Origin of the sequence: Streptomyces sp., assembly GCF_031181555.1 — a bacterium.
Taxonomy (GTDB): Bacteria; Actinomycetota; Actinomycetes; order Streptomycetales; family Streptomycetaceae; genus Streptomyces; species Streptomyces fimbriatus.
Window position 1 is genome coordinate 17,446 of sequence record NZ_JAPSKQ010000007.1, and the last position, 24,206, is coordinate 41,651.

The 24,206-nt window shown below is 71.3% G+C and carries 22 protein-coding genes; 14 read left to right on the forward strand and 8 right to left on the reverse strand.

Annotated features, from left to right (window positions below; translation table 11 throughout):
* Positions 1–39 precede the first annotated feature (39 nt).
* Complete coding sequence (gene fasR / locus RIM90_RS02850; protein ID WP_309058903.1) at positions 40–1,245, reverse strand: fatty acid biosynthesis transcriptional regulator FasR; 1,206 nt, start codon at positions 1,243–1,245, stop codon at positions 40–42.
* Positions 1,246–1,331: 86 nt separating this feature from the next.
* On the opposite strand from fasR, the gene RIM90_RS02855 reads away from it, so the two are divergent.
* The gene (locus RIM90_RS02855; RefSeq protein WP_309058959.1) at positions 1,332–2,003 is read left to right on the forward strand and encodes a pirin family protein; all 672 of its coding nucleotides are present in this window, start codon (positions 1,332–1,334) and stop codon (positions 2,001–2,003) included.
* A gap of 198 nt (positions 2,004–2,201) precedes the next feature.
* Here RIM90_RS02855 and RIM90_RS02860 read toward each other — a convergent pair whose 3' ends face one another.
* Positions 2,202–3,017 (reverse strand): serine hydrolase domain-containing protein, encoded by an 816-nt coding sequence (locus RIM90_RS02860; protein ID WP_309058904.1) that lies wholly within the window; start codon positions 3,015–3,017, stop codon positions 2,202–2,204.
* Between the two features lie 135 nt (positions 3,018–3,152).
* Between RIM90_RS02860 and RIM90_RS02865 the strand changes: the two genes are divergently transcribed.
* Entirely contained in the window at positions 3,153–3,620 is a 468-nt protein-coding gene (locus RIM90_RS02865) for a MerR family transcriptional regulator (protein WP_309058905.1), read from the forward strand.
* Positions 3,617–4,633, forward strand: a complete 1,017-nt coding sequence (locus tag RIM90_RS02870) for an aldo/keto reductase (protein WP_309058906.1) — start codon at positions 3,617–3,619, stop codon at positions 4,631–4,633. Before RIM90_RS02865 ends, RIM90_RS02870 begins: the two co-directional genes overlap by 4 nt.
* Positions 4,634–4,645: 12 nt before the next feature.
* Here RIM90_RS02870 and RIM90_RS02875 read toward each other — a convergent pair whose 3' ends face one another.
* From RIM90_RS02875 to RIM90_RS02885, 3 genes are all read right to left on the reverse strand, one after another.
* A complete protein-coding gene (locus tag RIM90_RS02875) occupies positions 4,646–5,491 on the reverse strand; it encodes a DUF4429 domain-containing protein (protein WP_309058907.1) in 846 nt (281 codons plus the stop codon).
* Between the two features lie 66 nt (positions 5,492–5,557).
* Complete coding sequence (locus RIM90_RS02880; RefSeq protein ID WP_309058908.1) at positions 5,558–6,775, reverse strand: alpha/beta hydrolase; 1,218 nt, start codon at positions 6,773–6,775, stop codon at positions 5,558–5,560.
* 54 nt (positions 6,776–6,829) lie between these two features.
* Positions 6,830–7,519: a TetR family transcriptional regulator gene (locus RIM90_RS02885; protein WP_309058909.1), complete on the reverse strand. Its 690-nt coding sequence runs from the start codon at positions 7,517–7,519 to the stop codon at positions 6,830–6,832.
* Between the two features lie 111 nt (positions 7,520–7,630).
* Here RIM90_RS02885 and RIM90_RS02890 point away from each other — a divergent pair, with 111 nt between their 5' ends.
* Positions 7,631–9,250, forward strand: coding sequence for an MFS transporter (locus RIM90_RS02890; RefSeq protein ID WP_309058910.1), 1,620 nt, complete (start codon positions 7,631–7,633; stop codon positions 9,248–9,250).
* Between the two features lie 265 nt (positions 9,251–9,515).
* Positions 9,516–9,818, forward strand: coding sequence for a small hydrophobic protein (locus RIM90_RS02895; RefSeq protein ID WP_309058911.1), 303 nt, complete (start codon positions 9,516–9,518; stop codon positions 9,816–9,818).
* 46 nt (positions 9,819–9,864) lie between these two features.
* Here the strand turns inward: RIM90_RS02895 and RIM90_RS02900 are convergent, their stop codons facing one another.
* Together RIM90_RS02900 and aceE are read right to left on the reverse strand one after the other, a co-directional pair.
* Positions 9,865–10,629, reverse strand: coding sequence for a potassium channel family protein (locus RIM90_RS02900; protein ID WP_309058912.1), 765 nt, complete (start codon positions 10,627–10,629; stop codon positions 9,865–9,867).
* A gap of 76 nt (positions 10,630–10,705) precedes the next feature.
* Positions 10,706–13,453 (reverse strand): pyruvate dehydrogenase (acetyl-transferring), homodimeric type, encoded by a 2,748-nt coding sequence (aceE, locus tag RIM90_RS02905; protein ID WP_309058913.1) that lies wholly within the window; start codon positions 13,451–13,453, stop codon positions 10,706–10,708.
* Positions 13,454–13,914: 461 nt separating this feature from the next.
* Between aceE and RIM90_RS02910 the strand changes: the two genes are divergently transcribed.
* The 6 genes from RIM90_RS02910 to RIM90_RS02935 all read left to right on the forward strand — a co-directional run bounded on the left by RIM90_RS02910 (position 13,915) and on the right by RIM90_RS02935 (position 18,416).
* Entirely contained in the window at positions 13,915–14,352 is a 438-nt protein-coding gene (locus RIM90_RS02910; protein ID WP_166461481.1) for a DUF3052 domain-containing protein, read from the forward strand.
* Between the two features lie 112 nt (positions 14,353–14,464).
* Positions 14,465–14,923: a peroxiredoxin gene (locus RIM90_RS02915; RefSeq protein WP_309058960.1), complete on the forward strand. Its 459-nt coding sequence runs from the start codon at positions 14,465–14,467 to the stop codon at positions 14,921–14,923.
* 131 nt (positions 14,924–15,054) lie between these two features.
* Positions 15,055–15,630: a calcium homeostasis/redox stress adaptation protein gene (locus tag RIM90_RS02920; RefSeq protein ID WP_309058914.1), complete on the forward strand. Its 576-nt coding sequence runs from the start codon at positions 15,055–15,057 to the stop codon at positions 15,628–15,630.
* 136 nt (positions 15,631–15,766) lie between these two features.
* Positions 15,767–16,342: a TerD family protein gene (locus tag RIM90_RS02925; RefSeq protein ID WP_309058915.1), complete on the forward strand. Its 576-nt coding sequence runs from the start codon at positions 15,767–15,769 to the stop codon at positions 16,340–16,342.
* Positions 16,343–16,392: 50 nt separating this feature from the next.
* A complete protein-coding gene (locus RIM90_RS02930; protein WP_309058916.1) occupies positions 16,393–17,532 on the forward strand; it encodes a DUF475 domain-containing protein in 1,140 nt (379 codons plus the stop codon).
* A 146-nt stretch (positions 17,533–17,678) separates the two neighbouring features.
* On the forward strand, positions 17,679–18,416 hold the full coding sequence (locus tag RIM90_RS02935; protein WP_309058917.1) for a Tellurium resistance: 738 nt from the start codon (positions 17,679–17,681) through the stop codon (positions 18,414–18,416).
* A gap of 63 nt (positions 18,417–18,479) precedes the next feature.
* Here RIM90_RS02935 and RIM90_RS02940 read toward each other — a convergent pair whose 3' ends face one another.
* Positions 18,480–19,430: a TerD family protein gene (locus RIM90_RS02940; protein WP_309058918.1), complete on the reverse strand. Its 951-nt coding sequence runs from the start codon at positions 19,428–19,430 to the stop codon at positions 18,480–18,482.
* 177 nt (positions 19,431–19,607) lie between these two features.
* On the opposite strand from RIM90_RS02940, the gene RIM90_RS02945 reads away from it, so the two are divergent.
* The 3 genes from RIM90_RS02945 to RIM90_RS02955 are packed head-to-tail and all read left to right on the forward strand — an operon-like array spanning position 19,608 to position 24,161.
* Positions 19,608–20,774, forward strand: a complete 1,167-nt coding sequence (locus RIM90_RS02945; RefSeq protein WP_309058919.1) for an HpcH/HpaI aldolase/citrate lyase family protein — start codon at positions 19,608–19,610, stop codon at positions 20,772–20,774.
* Positions 20,775–20,811: 37 nt separating this feature from the next.
* The gene (locus tag RIM90_RS02950) at positions 20,812–23,349 is read left to right on the forward strand and encodes a phosphoribosyltransferase (RefSeq protein WP_309058920.1); all 2,538 of its coding nucleotides are present in this window, start codon (positions 20,812–20,814) and stop codon (positions 23,347–23,349) included.
* Complete coding sequence (locus tag RIM90_RS02955; RefSeq protein WP_309058921.1) at positions 23,349–24,161, forward strand: HAD family hydrolase; 813 nt, start codon at positions 23,349–23,351, stop codon at positions 24,159–24,161. Before RIM90_RS02950 ends, RIM90_RS02955 begins: the two co-directional genes overlap by 1 nt.
* Positions 24,162–24,206 lie beyond the last annotated feature (45 nt).

The window sequence follows — 24,206 nt, forward strand, 5'->3', positions numbered from 1 at the left end:
GAAGAACACGAGGGCCTTTTGTGGGGCCCCGACAAAACGCTAGGGCTGAAGATCGCCATCGACCAGACGCCCCAGGATCAGCGCGATCCGCAGCGTGAACGCCGAGCGTACATCGGAGGGCGACCATCCGGTGACGTCAGTCACACGTCGGAGCCGGTAGCGAACGGTGTTGGGATGCACGAACAGCATCCGCGCCGCGCCCTCGAGACTGCTCGCCTGTTCGAGATAGACGCTGAGCGTCTCCAGCAGCGCGGCCCCGGCCTCCTCCAGCGGTCTGTAGATCTCCTCCACCAACTGCTCGCGGGCCGAGGGGTCTCCGGCTATCGCCCGCTCCGGGAGCAGATCGTCCGCCAGCACCGGGCGCGGCGCGTCCTGCCAGGCGGAACACGCCTTGAGCCCGGCCGCGGCGGCCTGCGCGGACCGGGTCGCGGCCAGCAGGTCCGGCACCACCGGGCCCGCCACCACCGGTCCCGGCGCGTACGGCCCGATCAGCGACTTGGCGACGGCCAGCGGATTGTCGCTGCCGCCCGCGATCACCACGAGCCGGTCCCCGAGCACCCCGGTCAGCACCTGGAGCTTGGCGTGCCGGGCGGCGCGCCGGATCGCCTCCACGGTCAGCTCGGAATCACCGTCGGGCGCGGTGCCCAGCACCACGCACACGTGCTCGGGCGAGTTCCACCCGAGGGCGGCGGCCCGGGACACGGCCCCCTCGTCGGCCTCACCGCTGAGCACGGCGTTCACGACCAGCGACTCCAGGCGCGCGTCCCAGGCACCCCGTGCCTCGGCCGCCTGCGCGTACACCTGGGCGGTGGCGAAGGCGATCTCCCGGGCGTAGACGAGGAGGGCCTCGCGCAGCACGGACTCGTCGCCCGGCGCCGCCACCTCGTCGATGGCCGTCTCCATGACCTCGATGGTGGTGCGCACCATCTCCACGGTCTGCCGCAGCGTGATCGCCCGGGTCAGCTCGCGCGGCGCGGTGCCGAAGACGTCGGTGGAGATGGCCTGCGGGGCGTCGGGGTGCCGGAACCACTCGGTGAAGGCGGCGATGCCCGCCTGGGCCACCAGACCGATCCAGGAACGGTTCTCCGGGGGCATGGCCCGGTACCAGGGCAGCGTCTCGTCCATCCGTGCGATGGCCTGCGCGGCGAGGCTGCCGGACGACTTCTCCAGCCGCTTCAGCGTCGCGGAGTGCGGATGGGCGGGACGTACTGCGGCTTCGATGGTGCTGGTTTCGGGTTCGGGCACGGGGACAAGACTGCCTTATCCGGACGGGAGGGTGTGCCGCCGGGTCGGTACCCGGCCCGCGGGCAGGGCCTACGGTGGACGGCGTGATGGACGTACGACGCGCGCACGAGCGCTACCGGGGCGGTGATCCGGCGGCCGGGATCGAGACGTGGCACGCCTTCTCCTTCGGCCCCCACTACGACCCCGGCAACCTCCGCTTCGGCGCGGTCATCGCCTGCAACGAGGAGCACCTGGCCCCCGGCGCGGGCTTCGACGAGCACCCGCACAGCCACACCGAGATCGTGACCTGGGTGGTGGAGGGCGAGCTGACCCACCGGGACTCCACGGGGCGGGAGACGGTGGTCCGCCCCGGCGACGTGCAGCGCCTGAGCGCGGCGTCCGGGGTGCGGCACGTGGAGCGCAACGACGGCCCGGCCCCCCTGGTCTTCCTCCAGATGTGGCTGGCCCCGCACGAGCCCGGGGGCGACCCCCGCTACGAGGTCGTCCGCGGGGTGGCCGACTCGACCCCGTACGCCCTCCCGGAGGCGGGCGCGCTGCTCCACGTGCGCCGTCTCGCGGCGGGCGAGCGGACCGCCGTCCCCGACGCCGCGCACGTGTACGCCCACGTGGTGCGCGGCGAGGTCCTGCTGGACGGGGAACGGCTGGGGCCGGGCGACGCGGCGCGGATCACGGACGCCGAGGACGTCGAGGCGGCCGCCGTGAGCGCGACGGCCGAGCTGCTGCTGTGGGAGATGCGCCCGCCGCCGGACGGGAACTAGGCCCTGTCGTCGGACTCCCGTCCGCCTCGCGACGCCGTGCACGCGCTCTCGCCGCACCGGGCCCCGACCCGGGTACGTCCGGTACGAGGCTCAGGGCCCGGCACTCCCAGGCCCTTCGAGCAGGGGGATCCCCGGAGAGCGCGCCTGACGCCGCATGGCCCGCCCTCCGGGCGGACCACGCGAGTTCGACGACAGGGCCTAGAGCTCGGCGAGCACCGCGTCGGTGAACGGCGGCCACGCCTCGATCGCCCAGGGGCCGAAGGCGCGGTCGGTGAGCGCCACGCACGCGGCCCGCGCGTCCGGGTCGACCCACAGGAACGTGCCCGACTGCCCGAAGTGGCCGAAGGTGCGCGGCGAGGACGAACCGCCCGTCCAGTGCGGGGACTTGGAGTCGCGGATCTCGAAGCCGAGGCCCCAGTCGTTGGGGTTCTGGTGGCCGTAGCCCGGCAGGACGCCCTTGGTGCCCGGGTACTGGACCGTCATCGCCTCGGCGACCGTGCGGGGGTCGAGGAGGCGCGGGGCCTGGACCTCGGCGGCGAAGCGCAGCAGGTCCTCCACCGTGGACACGCCGTCCTTGGCGGGGGAGCCCTCCAGCGACGTCGACGTCATGCCGAGCGGCTGAAGCACCGCCTGCCGCAGGTACTCCGCGAACGGGATCTCCGTCGCCTTCGCGACGTGGTCCCCCAGCTGCTCGAACCCGGCGTTCGAGTACAGCCGCCGCTCCCCGGGCGCCGAGGTCACCCGGTGCTCGTCGAAGGCCAGCCCCGAGGTGTGCGCGAGCAGGTGCCGGACGGTGGAGCCCTCGGGGCCCGCCGGCTCGTCCAGCTCGATCGCGCCCTCCTCGTACGCCACGAGCACCGCGTAGGCGGCGAGCGGCTTGGTGACCGAGGCCAGCGGGAAGCGGTGGCCGGCCGGCCCGTGGGTGCCCAAGGCGGTGCCGTCCGCACGCACGACACCCGCCGCGGCGGTGGGAACCGGCCAGTTCTCGATCAACGCGAGGCTCTTCAGCGACATGCCGTCGAGCCTAAGCGTTCGCGGGACGGTGCGGGCAGAGGGGCCGGACCCGGGCCCGCGGCCCGGCGGGGCATTCCGCCGATCCCGCCGCGCGTGCTTGCCTGGAGTGCACTCCAGCGTTCTAGCGTGGGGCCCATGACGGTGACGGAGACCACGGACACCAGGACCACCGACACCTGCGCCGGGCCGCCGCAGGGGAACCGGCGGCCGGACGGCGAGGACACGTACACGATCAGCGAGGTCGCCGCCCTCACCGGGCTGACGGCGCACACCCTGCGCTGGTACGAGCGCATCGGGCTGATGCCGCACATCGACCGGTCCCACACCGGCCAGCGCCGCTACAGCAACCGCGACCTCGACTGGCTCGCCCTCGTCGGCAAGCTCCGCCTGACCGGGATGCCGGTCGCGGACATGGTGCGGTACGCGGAACTGGTCCGCGCCGGGGACCACACGTACACCGAGCGTTTCGAACTGCTCAAGGAGACCCGCGAGGACGTGCTGGCCCGGATCGCCGAGCTCCAGGGCACCCTCGCCGTACTCGACCGGAAGATCAGCTTCTACGCGGACGCCGGGCGCGCCCTGGCGTCGGAGAGGACGCGATGACGAACGACAGGATCGCGACGGCGGCACTGGGCGACGGCGGCCCCGAGGTGGGCGTGCAGGGCCTCGGCTGCATGGGGATGAGCTTCGCCTACGGCCCCGCCGACGCGGAGGCCTCCCGGGCCACCCTGGAGCGGGCGCTGGAACTCGGCGTCACGCTCTACGACACGGCGGACGCGTACGGGGCGGGGGAGAACGAGCGGTTCCTGTCCCCCTTCTTCGCGGCGCACCGGGACGAGGTGGTCATCGCGACCAAGTTCGCCCTGTCGATCCCGCCGGACGACCCGACCCGGCGGATCATCCGCAACGACGCGCCGTACGTCCGCCGGGCCGTCGAGGCGAGCCTGAAGCGCCTGGACGTCGACGTGATCGACCTCTACTACATGCACCGGCGCGATGTGAACGTGCCGATCGAGGAGACCGTCGGCGTCATGGCCGAGCTGGTCCGCGAGGGCAAGGTCAAGCAGCTGGGCCTGAGCGAGGTCACGGCCGGTGAGCTCCGCGCCGCGCACGCCGTGCACCCGATCGCCGCCGTGCAGTCGGAGTGGTCGCTGTTCAGCCGGGACATCGAGGCGAAGGTGGTACCGGCCGCCCGCGAGCTGGGCGTGACGCTCGTGCCGTACTCGCCGCTCGGGCGGGGCTTTCTGACCGGCTCCTTCGCCGACGCCGACCAGGACCTCACGGCCGACGACTTCCGCCGTCGGATGCCCCGGTTCACCGGGGAGAACGCGGCGGCCAACGCGGCCCTGCTCGAGCCGGTCCGTGCGATCGCCGAGGCCCACGACGCCACCCCGGGCCAGATCGCCCTGGCCTGGGTCCACCAGCAGGCCGCCGTCCACGGCCTCCCGGTCGTCCCGATCCCCGGCACGCGCAAGCCGGCCCGGGTGGAGGAGAACACGGCGGCGACGCGGATCGTCCTCACGGACGAGGAACTGGCCCGGCTGGACCCGATCGCGGGCAAGGTGGCCGGCGACCGCTACGCGGACATGGCGTTCACCTCCGCGGGCAGGGAGTGAACCCGGCGGACGCTACAGCTCCGCCAGCAACTCCGCCTTCTTCACGGAGAACTCCTCGTCCGTCACCAGCCCCGCCTGATGAAGTTCCCCCAGGTGGCGGATGCGGTCGGCGATGTCCGCGGGGTCGCGGCGCGGTGCCGCGGCCACCGCGGGCACCGGCTCGCAGGTGCGCACCGCCGCCAGCACGGCGGCGGCGAACGGCAGTGACTCGTGCACCGGTCCGTAGCCGAGCCCGAACACCACGGCCGCCGGGTCCTGGTCGGCCTGCGCGGGAGGCGCCCCCGCGTCCCGGCGCAGCAGCCGCAGGTGTCCCTCGAACACCTCGGGCGACCGCCACTCCACGCCGCTCAGCTCGCCGATGGGGAAGCGCTGGTCGCCGGCCTTCCACTTGGCCGACGAGGCGCCCGTCCAGAACCAGCGGAAGGACACCGACGTCCCGTCGAAGGACGCCTTCCCGTCGTACGCCTTGAACTGGCGCGGCGTTTCGGGTGCCGCCACCAGATGACGTTCGGCCGGTCCGGACTCGGTGAGCAGGCCGCGCAGTTCGTCGGCGTAGTACTCGGCGAGCGTCTCGCGCTCGGCGGGCAGCACCAGCCGGTACGGGTCGGAGCTCTCCTTCAGCTGCCCGGCGGCCGCCTCCATGAGCGGATCGGCACCGGGCCGTGGTGCGACGCGCAGGACCACGGTGCCGCGCTTGCCGGGGGCCAGGGTCACCCCCTCGATCGCCTCGAGGGGTATGCGTCGTTCCCCGAGTGCCTGGAACAGCTTGGGTGTTCGAATCCCCCGTTCGTAACGGATGAGCACGGAGTCGGACTCGAACTCCCAGGCGGCATGAAATCCGGCCAGTACGTCACCCATGCGGCTCATCGTATGCGGCACGAGCTTCTTCGTCCTCTCCCCGCGCATACCGCAGTTTCTCCGCCTCTACGCGCGTCCGGTGGCCGCCGTGCCGGACAAACCCGCCCGGCAGACGTCGTCCTCGTGGGCGCAGGACACCGCGCGGTACGCGCCGACACCGATCCCGGCGAAGTTCCGCAGGCTGTCCGTGCCCGGTTCGAAGTACCCGCTGTGCCCCTGCGCCTCCCGCGCCGACAGCACCCGCGCCCCGAACCCCGCGGCCACCGGATCGGCTCCGTGTCCCAGGCCGCCGAGTTCCAGGTACGGCACGTCCTGGATCCAGTCGTCGGCGTCCCGCATCGCCCACACCCGCGCGGAGGTGTCCAGCTGGGAGGCCTTCTCGACCCGCATCCCGGGACTGCCGGCCACCGCTATGTCGGCCACCCGGCCCGGCAGCGCGGGCGCGGCGAGCCCGCACACCACGGAGCCGTAGCTGTGGCAGAACAGCGAGACCGGGGTCTTCCCGGGCAGCCCGCGCAGCATCGCGTTCAGCCGCACCGCGCCGTCCTCGGCGCGCATCGCCGTGGCCGCGTCCATGCCCAGCCCGCTGGGGGCGGTGTAGTCGGCCCAGGCGATCACGGCGGTACGGGTCGTGGGGGCGGCCTCGCGCTCGGCCGCGTACAGGGACCTGGCCATGCCGACGGGCGCCGCGTACCTGCGGTCCGCACGCTGGAAGGTGAGCAGGTCCGTGTCGGAGCCGGGGACGACGACCGAGACCCGGTCGGCCGTGCGCAGGTCACCGAAGACCTCGGCGACCCGGCCCGGGCCCGACGGGTCGAAGGCGAGGATGCGGCGGCCGGGGCGCATCAGCGCCTCGAAGCGGTCCGTCCGGCGGGCCGCCTGCTGCTGCCCCGCGGGCGTGAGGCGGCTGTCGCGCACGCGTTTCAGCTCGACCTCGCGGGCCTGGGCCAGCGCGATGCGGTTGGCGCGGTAGCGCAGGGCGACCGGTGCGCCGTTCATGTTGCCGACCGCGAGCGGATAACGGCGGGCGAGGGCCGCCCGCTGCCCCTCGGTGAGGGAGGCGAAGAACCGGGCCAGCCGCGAGGGCGCCGACTGCGGGTCCGGCAGCCGGTGACCGGCTATGCGGCCCTTCCCCCAGGCGCTGAGCGACGCCTGGAGAGGGGGCACCTCCCGCTGGCTGCGCAGTGCCGTCCAGCCGGTGGTCGCCAGCATCACGAAGACGACGGCGAACACGAGCAGCGCGCGCCAGACGTTCAGTTGCGGAGAGGTGTCGAAGGAAGTCACTGAAAGGACACACTAGGAGAACGGGAGGGTCTCGCGTGCGCCAAGTGACCGGTCTCACGTTTCAGTGCGCCGATCCGGGGCTCGGTCCGTACGCCAGTTCTCCGCGAGCGCCGGCCCCAGCCGGTCCAGGTAGGCCGCCATCAGGTCGTGCATGGCGGCGACGCTGATGTCGTCCCCGGCCGACCACAGCCGTTCCGTCACCCGGATCACCCCGCCGAAGGCGGCCACCAGGACCCGCGGCCGGGGATCGGCGTCCAGGTCCAGCCCCTCGCGCTCGGCGATGATGCGCGCCAGCTCCTCCTCCAGCTCCGTCGCGCGCCGCAGATGGGCGGCGAGCAGCGCCGGTGTCGACTCGATCACCCGGTAGACCCGCAGGTGCAGGTCGAGGGGCACGAGCTGCTCGATGGTCGCGTGGATGTCGTCCCAGCTGTCCAGGACGGCCCGGCGCAGCGTCTCCAGCGGCGCCTCGCCCGGCGGACGCCCGCGCACGGCCTCGACGACGTGCGACTCGGCGAGCCGCGGGACGAAGAACGTCACCTCCTCCTTGCTGGCGAAGTAGCGGAAGAAGGTGCGCTGCGAGACGTCGGCGGCCGCGGCGATGTCGTCGACGGTCGTGCCCTCGTACCCGCGCGTGGCGAACAGCTCCAGTGCGGCCCGGACCAGCGCGTCCCGGGTGCGCTGCTTCTTGCGCTCCCGCAGACCCGGTCGCGGCACCGCACCCGTGACGGTCCCGGCCCTCCTCATTGGTCCTCCTCGCACTGTTTCTCCAGCTCAGGCTATACGCGAGTGTCCTGTCAGTTACTGACTGGTGAATTGGTTTGTCAAGTGTCAGCGGCTGTCACTAGCCTCGAACACATGACTAGTCAGACCACCATCGACACGACGGGGCCGGGGGACGAGGCACCGGCTGCCCCGTCGGGCGCGACACCGGGCAGAGGGCTGCGCGGGCACTCCTGGTTCACCCTGATCACCGTCGCCGTGGGGGTCATGATGGTGGCCCTCGACGGCACCATCGTGGCCATCGCGAACCCGGCCATCGGTGACGATCTGGGCGCCACCCTGTCGGAGCTCCAGTGGATCACCAACGCCTACTTCCTCGCCCTCGCGGTCTCCCTGATCACCGCGGGCAAGCTCGGTGACCGCTTCGGCCACCGGCAGACCTTCCTCATAGGCGTCGTGGGCTTCGCCGCCGCCTCGGGTGCCATCGGCCTGTCCGACAGCATCGCGATGGTCGTCGTCTTCCGCGTGTTCCAGGGCCTGTTCGGCGCGCTGCTGATGCCGGCCGCGCTCGGTCTGCTGCGGGCCACCTTCCCGGCCGAGAAGCTCAACATGGCCATCGGCATCTGGGGCATGGTCATCGGTGCCTCCACCGCGGGCGGTCCGATCCTCGGCGGTGTGCTCGTCGAGCACGTCAACTGGCAGTCGGTGTTCTTCATCAACGTGCCGGTCGGCGTCCTCGCCGTCGCCCTCGGCGTGTGGATCCTGCTGGACCACCGCGCGGAGAACGCCCCGCGCTCCTTCGACATCCCCGGCATCGCCCTGCTGTCCGGCGCGATGTTCTGTCTCGTCTGGGCCCTGATCAAGGCCCCCGAGTGGGGCTGGGGCGACGGCAAGACCTGGGCGTTCGTCTTCGCCTCGATCGTCGGCTTCGGGCTCTTCTCCTTCTGGGAGACGAAGGTCAAGGAGCCGCTGATCCCGCTGGCCCTGTTCCGCTCCGTCCCGCTGTCCGCGGGTGTCGTGCTGATGATCCTGATGGCCATCGCCTTCATGGGCGGCCTGTTCTTCGTCACCTTCTACCTGCAGAACGTGCACGGCCTGGGCCCGGTCGACGCCGGTCTGCACCTGCTGCCGCTCACCGGCATGATGATCGTCGGCTCGCCGCTCGCCGGTGCGGTGATCACCAAGGTCGGCCCGCGCATCCCGCTGGCCGGCGGCATGGCCCTCACCGCGCTCGCCATGTACGGCATGTCGACGCTGGACAAGGGGACCGGCAGCGCCGTGATGTCGCTCTGGTTCGCCCTGCTGGGCCTCGGCCTCGCCCCCGTCATGGTCGGCGCCACCGAGGTCATCGTCGGCAACGCGCCGATGGAGCTCTCCGGTGTCGCCGGCGGTCTCCAGCAGGCCGCCATGCAGATCGGCGGCAGCCTCGGTACGGCCGTGCTGGGCGCCGTGATGGCCTCGAAGGTCGACAGCGACCTCGAGGGCAACTGGGCGGACGCCGGGCTTCCGCCGCTCACCCCGGAACAGGCCGACCAGGCCGCCGAGGCCGTCCAGGTCGGTGCGGCGCCGGTGGCCGAGGGCACGCCCGAGGCGGTCGCCGCGAAGATCACCGACGTCGCGCACGACACCTTCCTCTCCGGCATGAGCCTGGCGTCCCTGGTCGCCGCCGGAGTCGCCGCCGTGGCGGTGCTGGTCGCGTTCCTCACCAAGCGCGGTGAGAACGCGGAGGCCGGCGCGGGCGTCGGCCACATCTGACGCGACGTCCGACGCACACGGGGCCGAATTCGCCTATCAGGGCGAACCCGCGCGGTGATCCCTCCCCCGGGGAGGGCACCGCGGGTCACAGTGGGTCACGTCCTCCGCAGGGCAGGGAGGACGGCGGTTGCGGCGCGCTGCCGGAGGGGGGCGGCGCGCCTACTGCCGTCCGTACCACGTGAATTCACGGCCGAAGCGGGGGTACCCGCCATGACGACGAACCCCGGAACCACCCCAGTCGACCAAGGGGTTCAGGGAGTTGACGATGGCGAGCTTCGGACACGGAACGCGCAGGCACCCCCGCTCACGTGGCCGGACGGGGCTACGGACCGGGCCGGATCGCGCGACGCTCGGGATCGTCGGAGTCATCTGCGCGGTCGCCGGATTCTTCGTGCTGGGGATCGTCCTCGGCCCCGCGGCGATCGTCTGCGGCTGGCTCGCCATGGGCCGCAGCTGGGCGGGTTCCCGCCCGGTACCGGCCGTGGTCGCCGTCGTCCTGGGCGCCATCGACACGCTCCTGGCCGTCATCTGGCTGGCCGGAGCGACCCCCGGGTACGGCATGTTCTGACCCGGGTGCGAGCGAGGGTCTCCGGTGGGGCGCCGGGGGCCCTCGCTCATGCCGGTCCGCGCGGTGCTCCGGTACCCCGGCCCGCCGCCGACTCCCGCAGCGTCGCGACCTCTCCCCGCAGGGCCCGGACCTCCTCCGTCAGCGCCTCGATGGCCGCCGTCTGCCGGCGCTCCTCCGCGTCGTCCATCTCGAACCGCGCGATGAACCAGGCCGCGATGTTCGCGGTGACGACACCGAGCAGCGCGATCCCGGAGAGCATCAGCCCGATCGCCAGCATCCGCCCCAGCCCGGTGGTCGGTGCCATGTCGCCGTACCCCACGGTGGTCATCGTCGTGAACGCCCACCACACCGCGTCCCCCAGCGTGTGGATGGACGCCCCGGGCTCGCCCCGCTCCACCTCCAGCACGGCCAGCGCGCCGAAGACCAGCAGCCCCAGGCAGCAGCCCGCGACATACGTCGTGACCCGGATCTGCGACGCCAGACGCGCCCGCTGCCCGGCGAGCAGCAGCAGCGACACCAGCCGGAGCAGCCGCAGCGGCTGCACCAGCGGCAGGACGACCGCGAGCAGCGCCAACGGGTTGCCGCGCACGAAACGCATCCGGTCCTCGCTCAGCCACAGCCGGGCGGCGTAGTCGACGGTGAACGCGCCCCACACCCCCCAGTTCACGGCGTGGCAGGCGGTCCGCAGGGCCCGCGGAGCGTCCGGGTCCACGATCGGGAGGGCGTAGGCGACCGCGAAGAGGACGGCCAGCGCCATCAGGGGGCCCTGGGTACGCCGCTCCCAGCGGTCCAGTGCAGTGGGTTCGGGCATGGGGGGCATCGTAGGGAACGACGGACGGCGGCCCGCGGGGGCCGCCGTCCGTCGTCGCTCCGTGACCCGTGACGCCCTACGCGTCGCCGCCCGCCACGCCCGGGTCGGCCGCGGAGACGTCGAGCAGCTGGTAGCGGTCGATGGCCTGCTTCAGCACGGACCGGTCGACCTTGCCCTCCCGGGCCAGCTCCGTCAGCACCGCCACCACGATCGACTGCGCGTCGATGTGGAAGAACCGCCGGGCCGCCCCGCGCGTGTCCGCGAAGCCGAAGCCGTCGGCGCCGAGCGACTGGTACGTCCCCGGCACCCAGCGCGCGATCTGGTCCGGCACCGACCGCATCCAGTCCGACACCGCCACCACCGGTCCCTGCGCCCCGGCGAGCTTCCGCGTCACGTACGGCACGCGCTGCTCCTCCTCCGGGTGCAGCAGGTTGTGCTCCTCGCAGGCCACCGCCTCGCGTCGCAGCTCGTTCCAGGAGGTCGCCGACCACACGTCGGCCCTCACGTCCCACTCCGCGGCGAGGATCCGCTGCGCCTCGATCGCCCACGGCAGCGCGACACCGGAGGCCAGGATCTGCGCCGGGAGGGAGCCCTCCGTGCCCTCGCTGAAGCGGTAGAGGCCCTTGACGATGCCCTCGGCGTCCACGCCCGTGGGCTCGGCCGGGTGCTGGATGGGCTCGTTGTAGACGGTCAGGTAGTAGAAGACGTCCTCGCCGTGCGGGTGCTCCTCGGAGCTTCCGTACATCCGGCGCAGGCCGTCCTTGACGATGTGCGCGATCTCGTACCCGAAGGCCGGGTCGTACGCGACGCAGGCCGGGTTGGTGGACGCCAGCAGCTGTGAGTGGCCGTCCGCGTGCTGCAGGCCCTCGCCGGTCAGCGTCGTACGGCCCGCGGTCGCACCCAGCACGAAACCGCGCGCCAGCTGGTCGGCCATCTGCCAGAACTGGTCGCCGGTGCGCTGGAAACCGAACATCGAGTAGAAGACGTACACCGGGATGAGGGGTTCGCCGTGCGTGGCGTACGCCGAGCCGGCGGCGATGAGCGAGGCCGTGCAGCCGGCCTCGGAGATGCCGTCGTGCAGCATCTGCCCGTTCGGCGCCTCCTTGTAGGCGAGCAGCAGATCCCGGTCCACGGCCTCGTACTGCTGGCCCAGCGGGTTGTAGATCTTCGCGCTCGGGAAGAACGAGTCCATGCCGAACGTGCGGTACTCGTCCGGCGCGATCAGCACGAACCGTTTGCCGATCTCCTTGTCCCGCATGAGGTCCTTGAGGAGCCGGACGAAGGCCATGGTCGTCGCGATGGACTGCTGGCCCGAGCCCTTCTTCACGGTCGCGTACGTCTTGTCGTCCGGCAGGGCGAGCGGCTTCGACCGCACCACGCGCGTCGGCACGTAACCGCCGAGCGACCTGCGGCGGTCGTGCATGTACTGGATCTCCTCCGAGTCCCGGCCCGGGTGGTAGTACGGCGGCGGGCCGGACTCCAGGTCCTTGTCGGAGATCGGCAGGTGCAGCCGGTCACGGAAGCGCTTGAGGTCGTCGACCGTCAGCTTCTTCATCTGGTGCGTGGCGTTGCGGCCCTCGAAGTTCGGGCCCAGCGTCCAGCCCTTGACGGTCTTGGCGAGGATGACCGTCGGCTGGCCCTTGTGCTCCACCGCCGCCTTGTACGCCGCGTAGATCTTGCGGTGGTCGTGACCGCCACGGCCCAGCATGAGGATCTGGTGGTCGGACATGTTCTCGACCATCGCGCGCAGCCGGTGGTCGTCGCCGAAGAAGTGGTCGCGGATGTAGGCGCCGGTCTCGGTGGCGTACGTCTGGAACTGGCCGTCCGGCGTGGTGTTCATCTTGTTGACCAGCACGCCGTCCCGGTCCTGCGCGAGCAGCGGGTCCCAGGAGCGGTCCCAGATCAGCTTGATGACGTTCCAGCCGGCGCCCCGGAAGATCGACTCCAGCTCCTGGATGATCTTGCCGTTGCCGCGCACCGGGCCGTCGAGGCGCTGCAGGTTGCAGTTGACGACGAAGGTGAGGTTGTCCAGGCCCTCGCGGGCGGCGAGGGACAGCTGGCCCAGCGACTCCGGCTCGTCCATCTCGCCGTCGCCGAGGAACGCCCACACGTGCGACCTGGAGGTGTCCGCGATGCCGCGCGCGTGCATGTAGCGGTTCATCCGCGCCTGGTAGATCGCGCCGATCGGGCCGAGGCCCATCGACACCGTCGGGAACTCCCAGAAGTCCGGCATCGACCGCGGGTGCGGGTACGACGACAGGGCGTACGGCGCCTTCGACTTCTCCTGCCGGAAGCCGTCCAGGTGCTGCTCGCCCAGCCGGTCCAGCAGGAACGCGCGGGCGTAGATGCCCGGGGAGGCGTGCCCCTGGAAGAAGACCTGGTCGCCGCCGTCGCCCTCCTCCTTGCCGCGGAAGAAGTGGTTGAAGCCCACGTCGTACAGCGACGCGGAGGACGCGAAGGTGGCGATGTGACCGCCGACCCCGATGCCGGGCCGCTGCGCGCGCGAGACCATCACCGCGGCGTTCCAGCGGGTCGCGTTGAGGATCTTGCGCTCGATCTCCTCGTTGCCCGGGAAGAACGGTTCCGCGCGCGTGGGGATCGTGTTGACGTAGTCCGTGCTGCGCATCTCGGGCACGGCCACGCGCCTCTCGCGGGCCCGCTCGATCAGCCGCAGCATCAGATAACGGGCCCGCTCCCTGCCGCGCTCGTCGACGGCGGCGTCGAGGGAGTCGAGCCACTCCTGGGTTTCCTCGGGGTCGAAGTCAGGAACCTGACTCGGAAGGCCGCCAATGATGATCGGGTTGCGATCGGATGCGGAAGCCACGCTGTTCCTTACCTGTCAGAGGGCCGTGAGAGGGTTGCTGGGTCGCTGATGCAGCCGGGTTTGCGCCGCTCCCATGGTCCACCTCGGGACCGCAAACGTCATCTCTACCGAGAGGTAACCCGGATGCGGTCCGGGTGGGGGACCGGCTCGGTGGCGCGGGGATGGTGCGGGGGGCGAATGTCTTCGTGTGTTTCCGGGTCCCGTACCCGCAGACGTACATTCGACTCCCGTCCCCGCAGACGGTTCCCAAACGCCCAAAAAGGGCACAAAGGTGTGGTGTGCGTCACTGTGGACCATGATGGTGTGCCTGGAGTTGCGGTGACCCGGTCGGGATCGTCACCGTTTCGGCGGTCTGGACGGCCGGGTACTTGCGCGATCCGTCCCGCCCGTGTGGACTACGGCCAATGCTTCGCGCACGCGCGTGGCTGAGTTATTCCCAAGACATGATCAGGAGGCAACCCGTGAGCGCGACCGCGGACCACGCGGAGGAGCGGACGAACCCTGCCGCCAGGCTGGGGTTCCAGCCCGGGCAGGTGGTCCAGGAGATCGGCTACGACGACGACGTCGACCAGGAGCTCCGCGAGGCCATTGAGGGCGTCATCGAGAGTGACCTGGTCGACGAGGAGTACGACGACGTGGCCGACGCCGTTGTGCTGTGGTTCCGCGACGACGACGGCGACCTGACGGATGCGCTGGTGGATGCCACCACGTATATCGAAGAGGGCGGCGCGATCCTGCTGCTCACGCCGAAGACCGGCCGTTCGGGATATGTGGAGCCGAGTGACATCTCGGAAGCCGCCACCACGGCAGGCCTGACGGCGTCCAAGAGCGTCAGCGTGGGCAAGGACTGGAGCGGCAGCCGCCTGGCGACACCGAAGGCCGCGAAGTCCAAGCGGTAGATCACGCCACGGACGGGCCGGCCACCTCGTGCGTCAGCCCGTCCGTCGGCCTGTCGTGCTCCCTGCGTAGGGTGTTCCGAGCGAACCACCCTCCGAAGGGATGAACACGACGATGGCGATCCAGGTCGGCGACCAGGCCCCCGACTTCGAACTCAGGGACAACCACGGTGCCACCGTGAAGTTGTCCGACTTCCGGGGACGGAAGAACGTGGTGGTGCTCTTCTACCCGTTCGCCTTCACCGGCGTGTGCACCGGCGAGCTGTGCGAGGTCCGCGACAACCTGCCGCAGTTCTCCGACCGCGACACCCAGGTGCTCGCCGTCTCCAACGACTCCATTCACACCCTGCGCGTCTTCGCCGAGCAGGAGGGCCTGGAGTACCCGCTGCTCAGCGACTTCTGGCCGCACGGCAACGTCTCGCGCGCGTACGGCGTCTTCGACGAGGACAAGGGGTGCGCCGTGCGCGGGACCTTCATCATCGACAAGGAGGGGGTCGTGCGCTGGACCGTCGTCAACGGTCTGCCGGACGCCCGTGACCTGAGCGAGTACGTGAAGGCGCTCGACACCCTGTGACCGTTCGACACCCCGTGACCGTTCGCCTCCAGGGCCTGCGAGGGCCGGGAACCCCTCACTAGGATCGACTCGTTGATCCGACATCCAACGCACTACGGGGCACCCCGCCCCCGGACACCAAGGGAGGACTCGTGGGAGTCAGCCTCAGCAAGGGCGGCAACGTATCGCTGACCAAGGAGGCGCCGGGCCTGACCGCGGTCATCGTCGGACTGGGGTGGGACGTCCGCACCACGACCGGCACCGACTTCGACCTGGACGCCAGCGCGCTGCTGCTGAACAACTCGGGCAAGGTCGCCAGCGACCAGCACTTCATCTTCTTCAACAACCTCAAGAGCCCGGACGGCTCGGTGGAGCACACCGGTGACAACCTCACCGGTGAGGGCGAGGGCGACGACGAGCAGATCAAGGTCAACCTCGCGACCGTCCCGGCCGACGTCGAGAAGATCGTCTTCCCGGTCTCGATCTACGACGCCGAGAACCGCCAGCAGTCCTTCGGCCAGGTGCGCAACGCGTTCATCCGCGTCGTCAACCAGGACGGCGGCGCCGAGATCGCGCGCTACGACCTCTCGGAGGACGCGTCCACCGAGACCGCCATGGTCTTCGGTGAGCTGTACCGGCACGGCGCGGAGTGGAAGTTCCGCGCCATCGGCCAGGGCTACGCCTCCGGCCTGCGCGGCATCGCGCAGGACTTCGGCGTGAACGTCTGAGACGGTCACGTCCCGGGCGGGCGCGCCCGAGCCCGGTCGTCCGGCACGACCGCACCGTCCGGCGCCGCACGGTTTACGTGCGGCGCCGGACGCGCAGGACCACCTGAGAAACTTCACCCGGGGAGGGACCAGCATCATGGGCGTCACGCTCGCCAAGGGAGGCAACGTCTCCCTGTCCAAGGCCGCACCGAACCTCACGCAGGTGATGATCGGGCTCGGCTGGGACGCGCGCTCCACCACCGGAGCCCCCTTCGACCTCGACGCCAGCGCACTGATGTGCAGCGGCGGCCGGGTCATGGGCGACGAATGGTTCGTCTTCTACAACCAGCTCAAGAGTCCGGACGGCTCGGTGGAGCACACCGGTGACAACCTCACCGGCGAGGGCGACGGCGACGACGAGTCCCTGCTGGTCGACCTCTCCAAGGTGCCGGCCCAGTGCGACAAGATCATCTTTCCGGTCTCCATCCACATGGCCGACGAGCGCGGCCAGACCTTCGGCCAGGTCAGCAACGCCTTCATCCGCGTGGTCAACCAGGCGGACGGCCAGGAACTCGCCCGGTACGACCTGTCGGAGGACGCCTCCACCGAAACCGCGATGATCTTCGGCGAGCTCTACCGTTACCAGGGTGAGTGGAAGTTCCGTGCGGTGGGACAGGGGTACGCGTCGGGGCTGCGAGGCATCGCTCTAGACTTCGGAGTCAACGTTTCGTAAAGCCGATCACGGCAGCGGGGGAGACCCGTACACACACCATGGGGTAGCCAGTGGTTCTGAAAACCTTCGGCTGGTCGTTCGCGGTCACCGCGCTCGGCCTGGTCGCAGCGGTCCTTTTCGGGGGGTGGACCGCCTTCGGTATCGTGGCGATTCTCTCCATCCTCGAGATCTCGCTGTCCTTCGACAACGCGGTGGTCAACGCCGGCATCCTGAAGAAGATGAATGCCTTCTGGCAGAAGATCTTCCTCACCATCGGCATTCTGATCGCCGTCTTCGGCATGCGGCTGGTCTTCCCCGTCGTCATCGTCGCCGTCAGCGCCCAGCTCGGTCCGATCGAGGCCGTCGACCTCGCGCTCAGCGACAAGGACCGTTACCAGGAACTCGTCACCGACGCCCACCCGGCGATCGCCGCGTTCGGTGGCATGTTCCTGCTGATGATCTTCCTCGACTTCATCTTCGAGGACCGGGAGATCAAGTGGCTGGGCTGGCTGGAGCGCCCGCTGGCCAAGCTCGGCAAGGTCGACATGCTGTCGGTGTGCATCGCGCTGATCGTGCTGATGATCTCCGCCATGGCGTTCGCGACGCACGCCCACCAGCACGGCGGGGCGCACGTCGACAAGTCGTCCACGGTCCTGCTCTCCGGCGTCGCCGGTCTGATCACCTACCTGATCGTGGGCGGCCTGTCCGGCTTCTTCGAGGACAAGCTCGAAGAGGAGGAGGAGCGCGAGCACGAGGAGGAGGAGAAGGCCGCGCGCGAGGGCAAGCCCCGCTCGGCGGTCGCCCTGGCCGGCAAGGCCGCGTTCTTCATGTTCCTCTACCTCGAGGTCCTGGACGCGTCCTTCTCCTTCGACGGCGTGATCGGTGCCTTCGCCATCACCAACGACATCGTCCTGATGGCCCTGGGTCTGGGCATCGGCGCCATGTACGTCCGTTCGCTCACGGTCTACCTGGTCCGCCAGGGCACCCTGGACGAGTACGTCTACCTCGAGCACGGCGCGCACTACGCCATCGGCGCCCTGGCGATGATCCTGCTCGTCACCATCCGGTACGAGATCCACGAGCTCATCACCGGCTCCATCGGCGTCATCCTGATCGGCGCCTCCTTCTGGTCCTCCGTCCGCCGCAACAGGAGGCTGGCGGCGGCCGAGGGAAGCGCGGGCACGAAGACCGAGGTCTCCTCCGGGGTGTGACAGCCCTCCGGGTGAGGAACGCTCTCGACGGGGCGGCCACCGAGGACCACTCCTCGGGGCCGCCCCGTCGGCCGTCCGGGACCGGTGGGTACCGGACGGCCGGAACGGGGGTGTGGCGGGGTTCGACGACTGGACTTGGGGCGGGAATGGGTTTCCTGGACGGACTGCGGCGCGGACGCGAGAGTGCCTTCGACTCGGGCAACGCGGCCACCAACGCCATCGAGCTGACCAAGCGGCACGCGCAGGTGTCCCTGACCAAGCAGGGTGCGGCCACCGGCCATCTGCGGATCAACCTGAGCTGGCGGATGCGCACCTCCGACCTGGGCGGCTCCCAGCGCGAGAGCCTGCTGCGCCACCCCTTCAAGGCGCTCAAGCCGCCGGAGGTCGTCGGCCACAGCCAGAGCATGGTCAACGTGGACCTCGACCTCGGCTGCCTGTACGAGCTCCAGGACGGCACCAAGGGCGTCGTCCAGCCCCTCGGCGGCTTCCTCGGCGACGTCAACGCGCCGCCGTACGTCAAGCTCAGCGGCGACGACCGGTTCGGCTCGGGCTCCGGGGAGACGATCTACGTCAACCTGGACCACCGCGAGAACATCAAACGCCTGCTGGTCTTCGCCTACATCTACGACCAGACACCCGCGTTCGACCGCACCCAGGCCATGGTCACGCTCTACCCCGGCAACGGCCCGCGGATCGAGATCAGCCTCGACGAACGCCATCCGCAGGCCCGCTCCTGCGCGGTGGTGATGATCGAGAACGTCAAGAACGAGATCGTCGTCCGCCGCGAGGTGAAGTTCGTGTACGGGTTCCAGGCGGAGCTGGACCGGCTGTACGGGTGGGGGCTGCAGTGGGGCAGGGGCTACAAGACGAAGGCCGGGCGGTGAGGGGCCGCGGCCGCCCGCCGGGCCGGACGCCGGACGGGACGGACGCCGGACGGGACGGACCCGCTACCGCCCGATGAACTGCGGCCCCTGCGGCGGGAGCCGGAAGTCGGGGTCCGGGGCGGAGGCGGCCGGCGGCGGGAAGCCGTACCCGGACGGCGCGCCCGCCGCGGCGGCCGTGGCCGGCGCCTGCGGGTAGCCGTAGGCGGGCTGACCGGCCGGGTGCGGATAGCCGTAGGCCGGCCGGGCCGCCGCGGGCTGCTGCGGCGGGTAGCCGTACGCGGGCTGTGCGGGCACCCCCGCCGGCTGCTCGGGCGGCAGGGGCCGGGACACCTCGGGGGCCGGCGGCACGACCGGGGCGTGCGGCTGGGTCGGCGCCTCCGGAGGGGTCCGGTCCGGAGCCTGGACCTGCGTCTGCGCCGTTGCGGGCGCCTGCTGGGTGGTGTCGGCGGCCTCGGGCTCCTGCGCGGCCTCCGACTCGTCCACCGAGATGCCGAAGTCGGTCGCCAGGCCCTTCAGCCCGTTCGAATAGCCCTCGCCGAGCGCCCGGAACTTCCAGCCGTCCCCGCGCCGGTACAGCTCACCGCAGATCAGCGCGGTCTCCTGGCCCGTCTCCGGCGTGATGTCGAAGTGGGCCAGCGCCTCCCCGTCGGCCGCCTGCGCGTCGTACAGCAGAATGCGCAGCGCCCGTACGCGGTCGAACGTGGCGCCGTCCGCCGACGCGACCAGGAGGATCCGGCCCACGCCGGACTCGACACCGGCGAGATCTGTCTGGATCGTGTCGGTCAGGCCCTCGGCGACGCGTTTCTTGCCGAGCCGCCACACCTTCCCGGAGGGGTGCCGGGGCTGGTTGTAGAAGACGAAGTCCTCGTCGGAGCGCACACGATCGTCGGGGCCGAGGAGCAGCGCGGAGGCGTCGACGTCCGGCACCCCCTGCCCGGGCGACCAGCGCAGCACGGCACGTACCGTGGTGGCTTCCAGAGGGATGTTCGACCCCTTCAGCATCGCGTGCGTCATACGGTCATCCTGCCTTCTCCGTCCTGGTCACGACAATGCGGGGGGTGTGGGGGCGACACAGCAGGGTTACCTGACGTTCACGGTCCGCGGGAACCTCCGACACCGATCTCTACGTACTATTACCGGCCACCTTCCTCCTACCTTCCACAGGCCACCCAGAAGCCACAGGGGAGTTCAATGCGTCATTTCGGGCACGTCGCCCCTGAGGTGCGGAAACGTCTTTTCTACCGGGAGCCCGGCGTGTTCACGCAGGACTCCCCGGCCCGGCTGCTCTCCGCGGCCCTCGGCGCCACCCTCTACAGCCCCGCGACCCGGCCCCGGCTCGCCGACGACGTCGTCAAGCAGGGCGGACGCGGCGTGGTCTCGATGGTGCTGTGCCTGGAGGACTCCATCGACGACGCGGACGTGGGCGCCGGTGAGGAGAACCTCGTACGCCAGTTCACGGACCTGGCCGGACGGCCCGGAGCGGATCTGCCGCTGCTGTTCATACGGGTCCGCGTCCCCGAGCAGATCCCCGACCTGGTCCGGCGCCTCGGCCCCGCCGTCCGGCTGCTGTCCGGATTCGTCCTGCCGAAGTTCACCGCCGAACGCGGCCTGCCCTTCCTGGAGGCGCTGACCACCGCCGAGGCCGGCAGCGGCCACCGGCTCTTCGCCATGCCGGTGCTGGAGTCGCCCGACCTGCTCTACCGCGAGTCGCGCGTGGCGACCCTGGAGGGCATCTACCGCACGGTCGACAAATTCCGTGACCGGGTCCTCGCGCTGCGCCTCGGCGTGACCGACTTCTGCTCCTCCTACGGGCTGCGCAGGGGCCCCGACATGACGGCGTACGACATCCAGGTCGTCGCCTCGGTGATCGCCGACGTGGTGAACATGCTGGGCCGGGCCGACGGCACCGGATTCACCGTGACCGGGCCGGTCTGGGAGTACTTCCGGGTCCAGGAGCGCATGTTCAAGCCGCTGCTGCGGCAGAGCCCCTTCCTGGAGGTGCAGGCCGTGGCGCTGCGCGAGACGCTGATCGAGCACGCCATGGACGGTCTGCTGCGCGAGATCTCCCTCGACCAGGCCAACGGCCTGCTGGGCAAGACCTGCATCCATCCCTCCCACGTGCTGCCGGTGCACGCGCTGTCCGTCGTCAGCCACGAGGAGTTCAGCGACGCCCAGGACATCCTGCGGCCGGAACGCGGCGGTGGGGGTGTACTGAGGTCGGCCTACACCAACAAGATGAACGAGGTGAAGCCGCACCGCGCCTGGGCCGAGCGGATCCTGCTGCGTGCCGAGGTCTTCGGCGTGGCGAACGAGGACATCGGCTTCGTGGAACTGCTCGCGGCGGGCCTGACGGAGTGACCACGACCGTACGAACCGGACCGACCGCAGGGAATCCATGGAGAAGGCAGTGAACGAGGGGGAGCGGCGAACGGTGCGCCACGGAGCGGCACGGACCGGCGGTGACGTCTGGTCCGGGAGCTGGGTCGCACAGCGGCTCGGGGTCGAGCTGGTCGGGGACGACCGGCTCACCGAGCTGCTGGGGCTGGCGCTGCGCCGCAACCCGAAGCGGGCGCACCTGCTGGTGTCCCACGTCCTCGGCAAGCACGTGCCCCAGTCGCCGTCCGTCGTGTACGGCCACGGCTTCGCGCTCGGTCGCCGGGTGCGCGAACTGCTGGGCGACGAGGCGGGCCGGGCGGTCGTCCTCGGGTACGCGGAGACCGCGACCGGCCTCGGCCACTCGGTCGCCGACGGCCTGGGCCTCGCCCCCTACCTGCACTCCACCCGCCGCCCGGTCCCCGGGGTCGCCGCCGCCGGCGGCTTCGAGGAGTCCCACTCCCACGCGACCTCCCACCTGCTGCTCCCGGAGGACCCGGAGCTGCTGGCCGGGGACGGCCCGCTGGTCCTGGTCGACGACGAGTTCTCCACCGGGAACACGGTGCTGAACACCATCCGTGACCTGCACGCCCGCTATCCGCGACGCCGCTACGTCGTGGTCGCCCTGGTCGACGTGCGCTCGCCCGCCGACGCCGGCCGCCTGCAGGACTTCGCCCGTGGGATCGGCGCCCGCGTCGACCTGGTGACGACCGCCTCGGGCACGGTCCGGCTGCCGGAGGGCGTGCTGGAGAAGGGGCGGGAGCTGGTGGCCCGGCACGAGGCGGAGTCCGGTGCCGGTGCGGGGGCGGCCGAGTCCGCCGCCGCTGCCGCCGGGGCCGGGCGGATCACGCGGGTCGGGCTGGGGTGGCCCCGCGGGCTGCCCGACGGCGGACGGCACGGATTCACGCCCGCCCACCGCGCCCGCCTGGAGAGCGCCCTGCCCGCCATGGCCGCCCGGATCGCCGAGGCACTGCCCGACGGTGTCCGCCGGGTGCTCGTCCTCGGCTTCGAGGAGCTGATGTACGCGCCGCTCCGTCTCGCCCGTGAGCTGGAACTGGTGACCGGCACCGAGGTGCGCTTCTCCACCACCACCCGCTCGCCCGTCCTCGCCGTGGACGACCCCGGCTACGCGATACGCACCCGGCTGGTCTTCCCCGCCCACGACGACCCCGCCGACGGCCCCGGCGAGCGCTACGCCTACAACGTCGCCGGTGCCGGCTTCGACGCCGTCGTCGCCGTCGTCGACTCGGCCGCCGACACCCCCGCACTGCACGCGCCCGGGGGCCTGCTCGCCCGGCTCGCCGCGCACACCCCTCAGGTCCTCCTCGCGGTCGTACCGTCGTACGCACCCGCCCCCTCGAACGCACCGGTCGCACCGGACGCCCCCGAAAGGCCCGCCACCATGCTGCCCGAGCCCCTCAGAGGCCCCGCCTTCTCCTCGTACCCGCCCGAGGAGGTCGGCTGGCTGCTGCAGGACCTCTCGGACGTGACGCTGGAGGCGCCGACCGAGGAGCGCGAGGAGGCCATCCAGAGCGGCGGCGCCCACTACGCGGAGTCGCTGCCGGTGGAGTACCAGCCGAGCGAGCAGTACCAGGAGCTGTTCCGCGCGGCCCTGGACGCCTCGGCGGCCCGCCTCGCCCACGCGGTGGGCGTGGTCACCGAGACGGTGCTCACCGAACGGTCCCCCCGCCCGGTGCTCGTCTCCCTGGCCCGCGCGGGCACCCCCGTCGGCATCCTGATGCGCCGCTGGGCCCGGTACCGGCACGGCCTCGACCTCCCCCACTACGCCGTCTCCATCGTCCGCGGCCGGGGCATCGACACCAACGCGCTGCGCTGGCTGGCCGCCCACCACGACCCCCGGGACGTCGTCTTCGTCGACGGCTGGACCGGCAAGGGCGCCATCACCCGCGAACTCGCCCAGGCGGTCGCCGAGTTCGAGAAGGCCGAGGGCATCACCGGCTTCGACCCGGAGATCGCGGTCCTGGCCGACCCCGGCTCCTGCGTCCGCACCTACGGCACCCGCGAGGACTACCTGATCCCCTCCGCCTGCCTCAACTCGACGGTCTCCGGACTGGTCTCGCGCACCGTGCTCCGCGCCGACCTGGTCGGCCCGCACGACTTCCACGGCGCCAAGTTCTACCGCGAACTCGCCGACGCGGACGTCTCCGTGGCCTTCCTGGACGCCGTCTCCGACCGCTTCCCGGAGGTCGCGGACGCGGCCTGCGCCCAGGCCAAGGAACTGCTCGCCACCGACCGCACCCCCACCTGGGAGGGCTGGGCCGCGGTCGAACGCATCAGCGAGGAGTACGGCATCCACGACGTGAACCTCGTCAAGCCCGGCGTCGGCGAGACCACCCGGGTGCTGCTGCGCCGCGTGCCCTGGAAGGTGCTGGCGCGGGCCGGAGCCGGCAGCGACCTCGACCACGTACGCCTCCTCGCCGAGCAGCGGGGCGTCCCCGTCGAGGAGGTCGCCGACCTGCCCTACACCTGCGTCGGACTGATCCACCCCCGGTTCACCCGGGGCGCGACCGGCGCCGACGGCAAGGCGGTGACGCTCTGATGCCCGTCCTCGTCGCCAGTGACCTCGACCGCACGCTCATCTACTCCGCCGCCGCCCTGGCCCTGACCATGCCGGACGCTCGGGCGCCCCGGCTGCTGTGCGTGGAGGTCCACGAGAGCAGACCCCTGTCCTACATGACGGAGACGGCGGCCGGACTCCTCACCGATCTCGGTGACACGGCCGTGTTCGTCCCCACGACGACCCGCACCCGCAAGCAGTACCAGCGCATCAACCTCCCCGGCCCGGCGCCGACCTACGCGATCTGCGCCAACGGCGGCCACCTCCTGGTCGACGGCGTGTCCGACCGGGACTGGCACGCGCGGGTGCTCGCCCGCCTGGCCGACGAGTGCGCCCCGCTGTCCGAGGTGCAGGAGCATCTGCTGCGGACCGCCGACCCGGTCTGGGTGCGCAAGCACCGCGTCGCCGAGGACCTCTTCGCCTACCTCGTCGTCGAGCGGGAACTGCTGCGCGAGGAGTGGGTGAAGGAGCTCGCGGTGTGGGCGGAGAACCGCGGCTGGACGGTGTCCCTGCAGGGCCGCAAGATCTACGCTGTGCCGGGGCCCCTCACCAAGAGCGCGGCTATGCACGAGGTGGCCCGCCGCACCGGCGCCGACCTCACCCTCGCCGCCGGCGACTCCCTCCTGGACGCCGATCTGCTCCTCGCCGCGGACCAGGGCTGGCGCCCCGGCCACGGCGAACTGGCCGACGCCGACTGGACGGCCCCCTCGATCAGGGCACTGCCCGAACGCGGCGTCCTGGCCGGCGAGCGGATCCTGCGCGAGTTCCTGCGGACGGTGCGCTCGGCCCACTGACCGAGGGAGACCCCGGTGCGCCCCGCCCGGGAGGCGGGGCGGCGT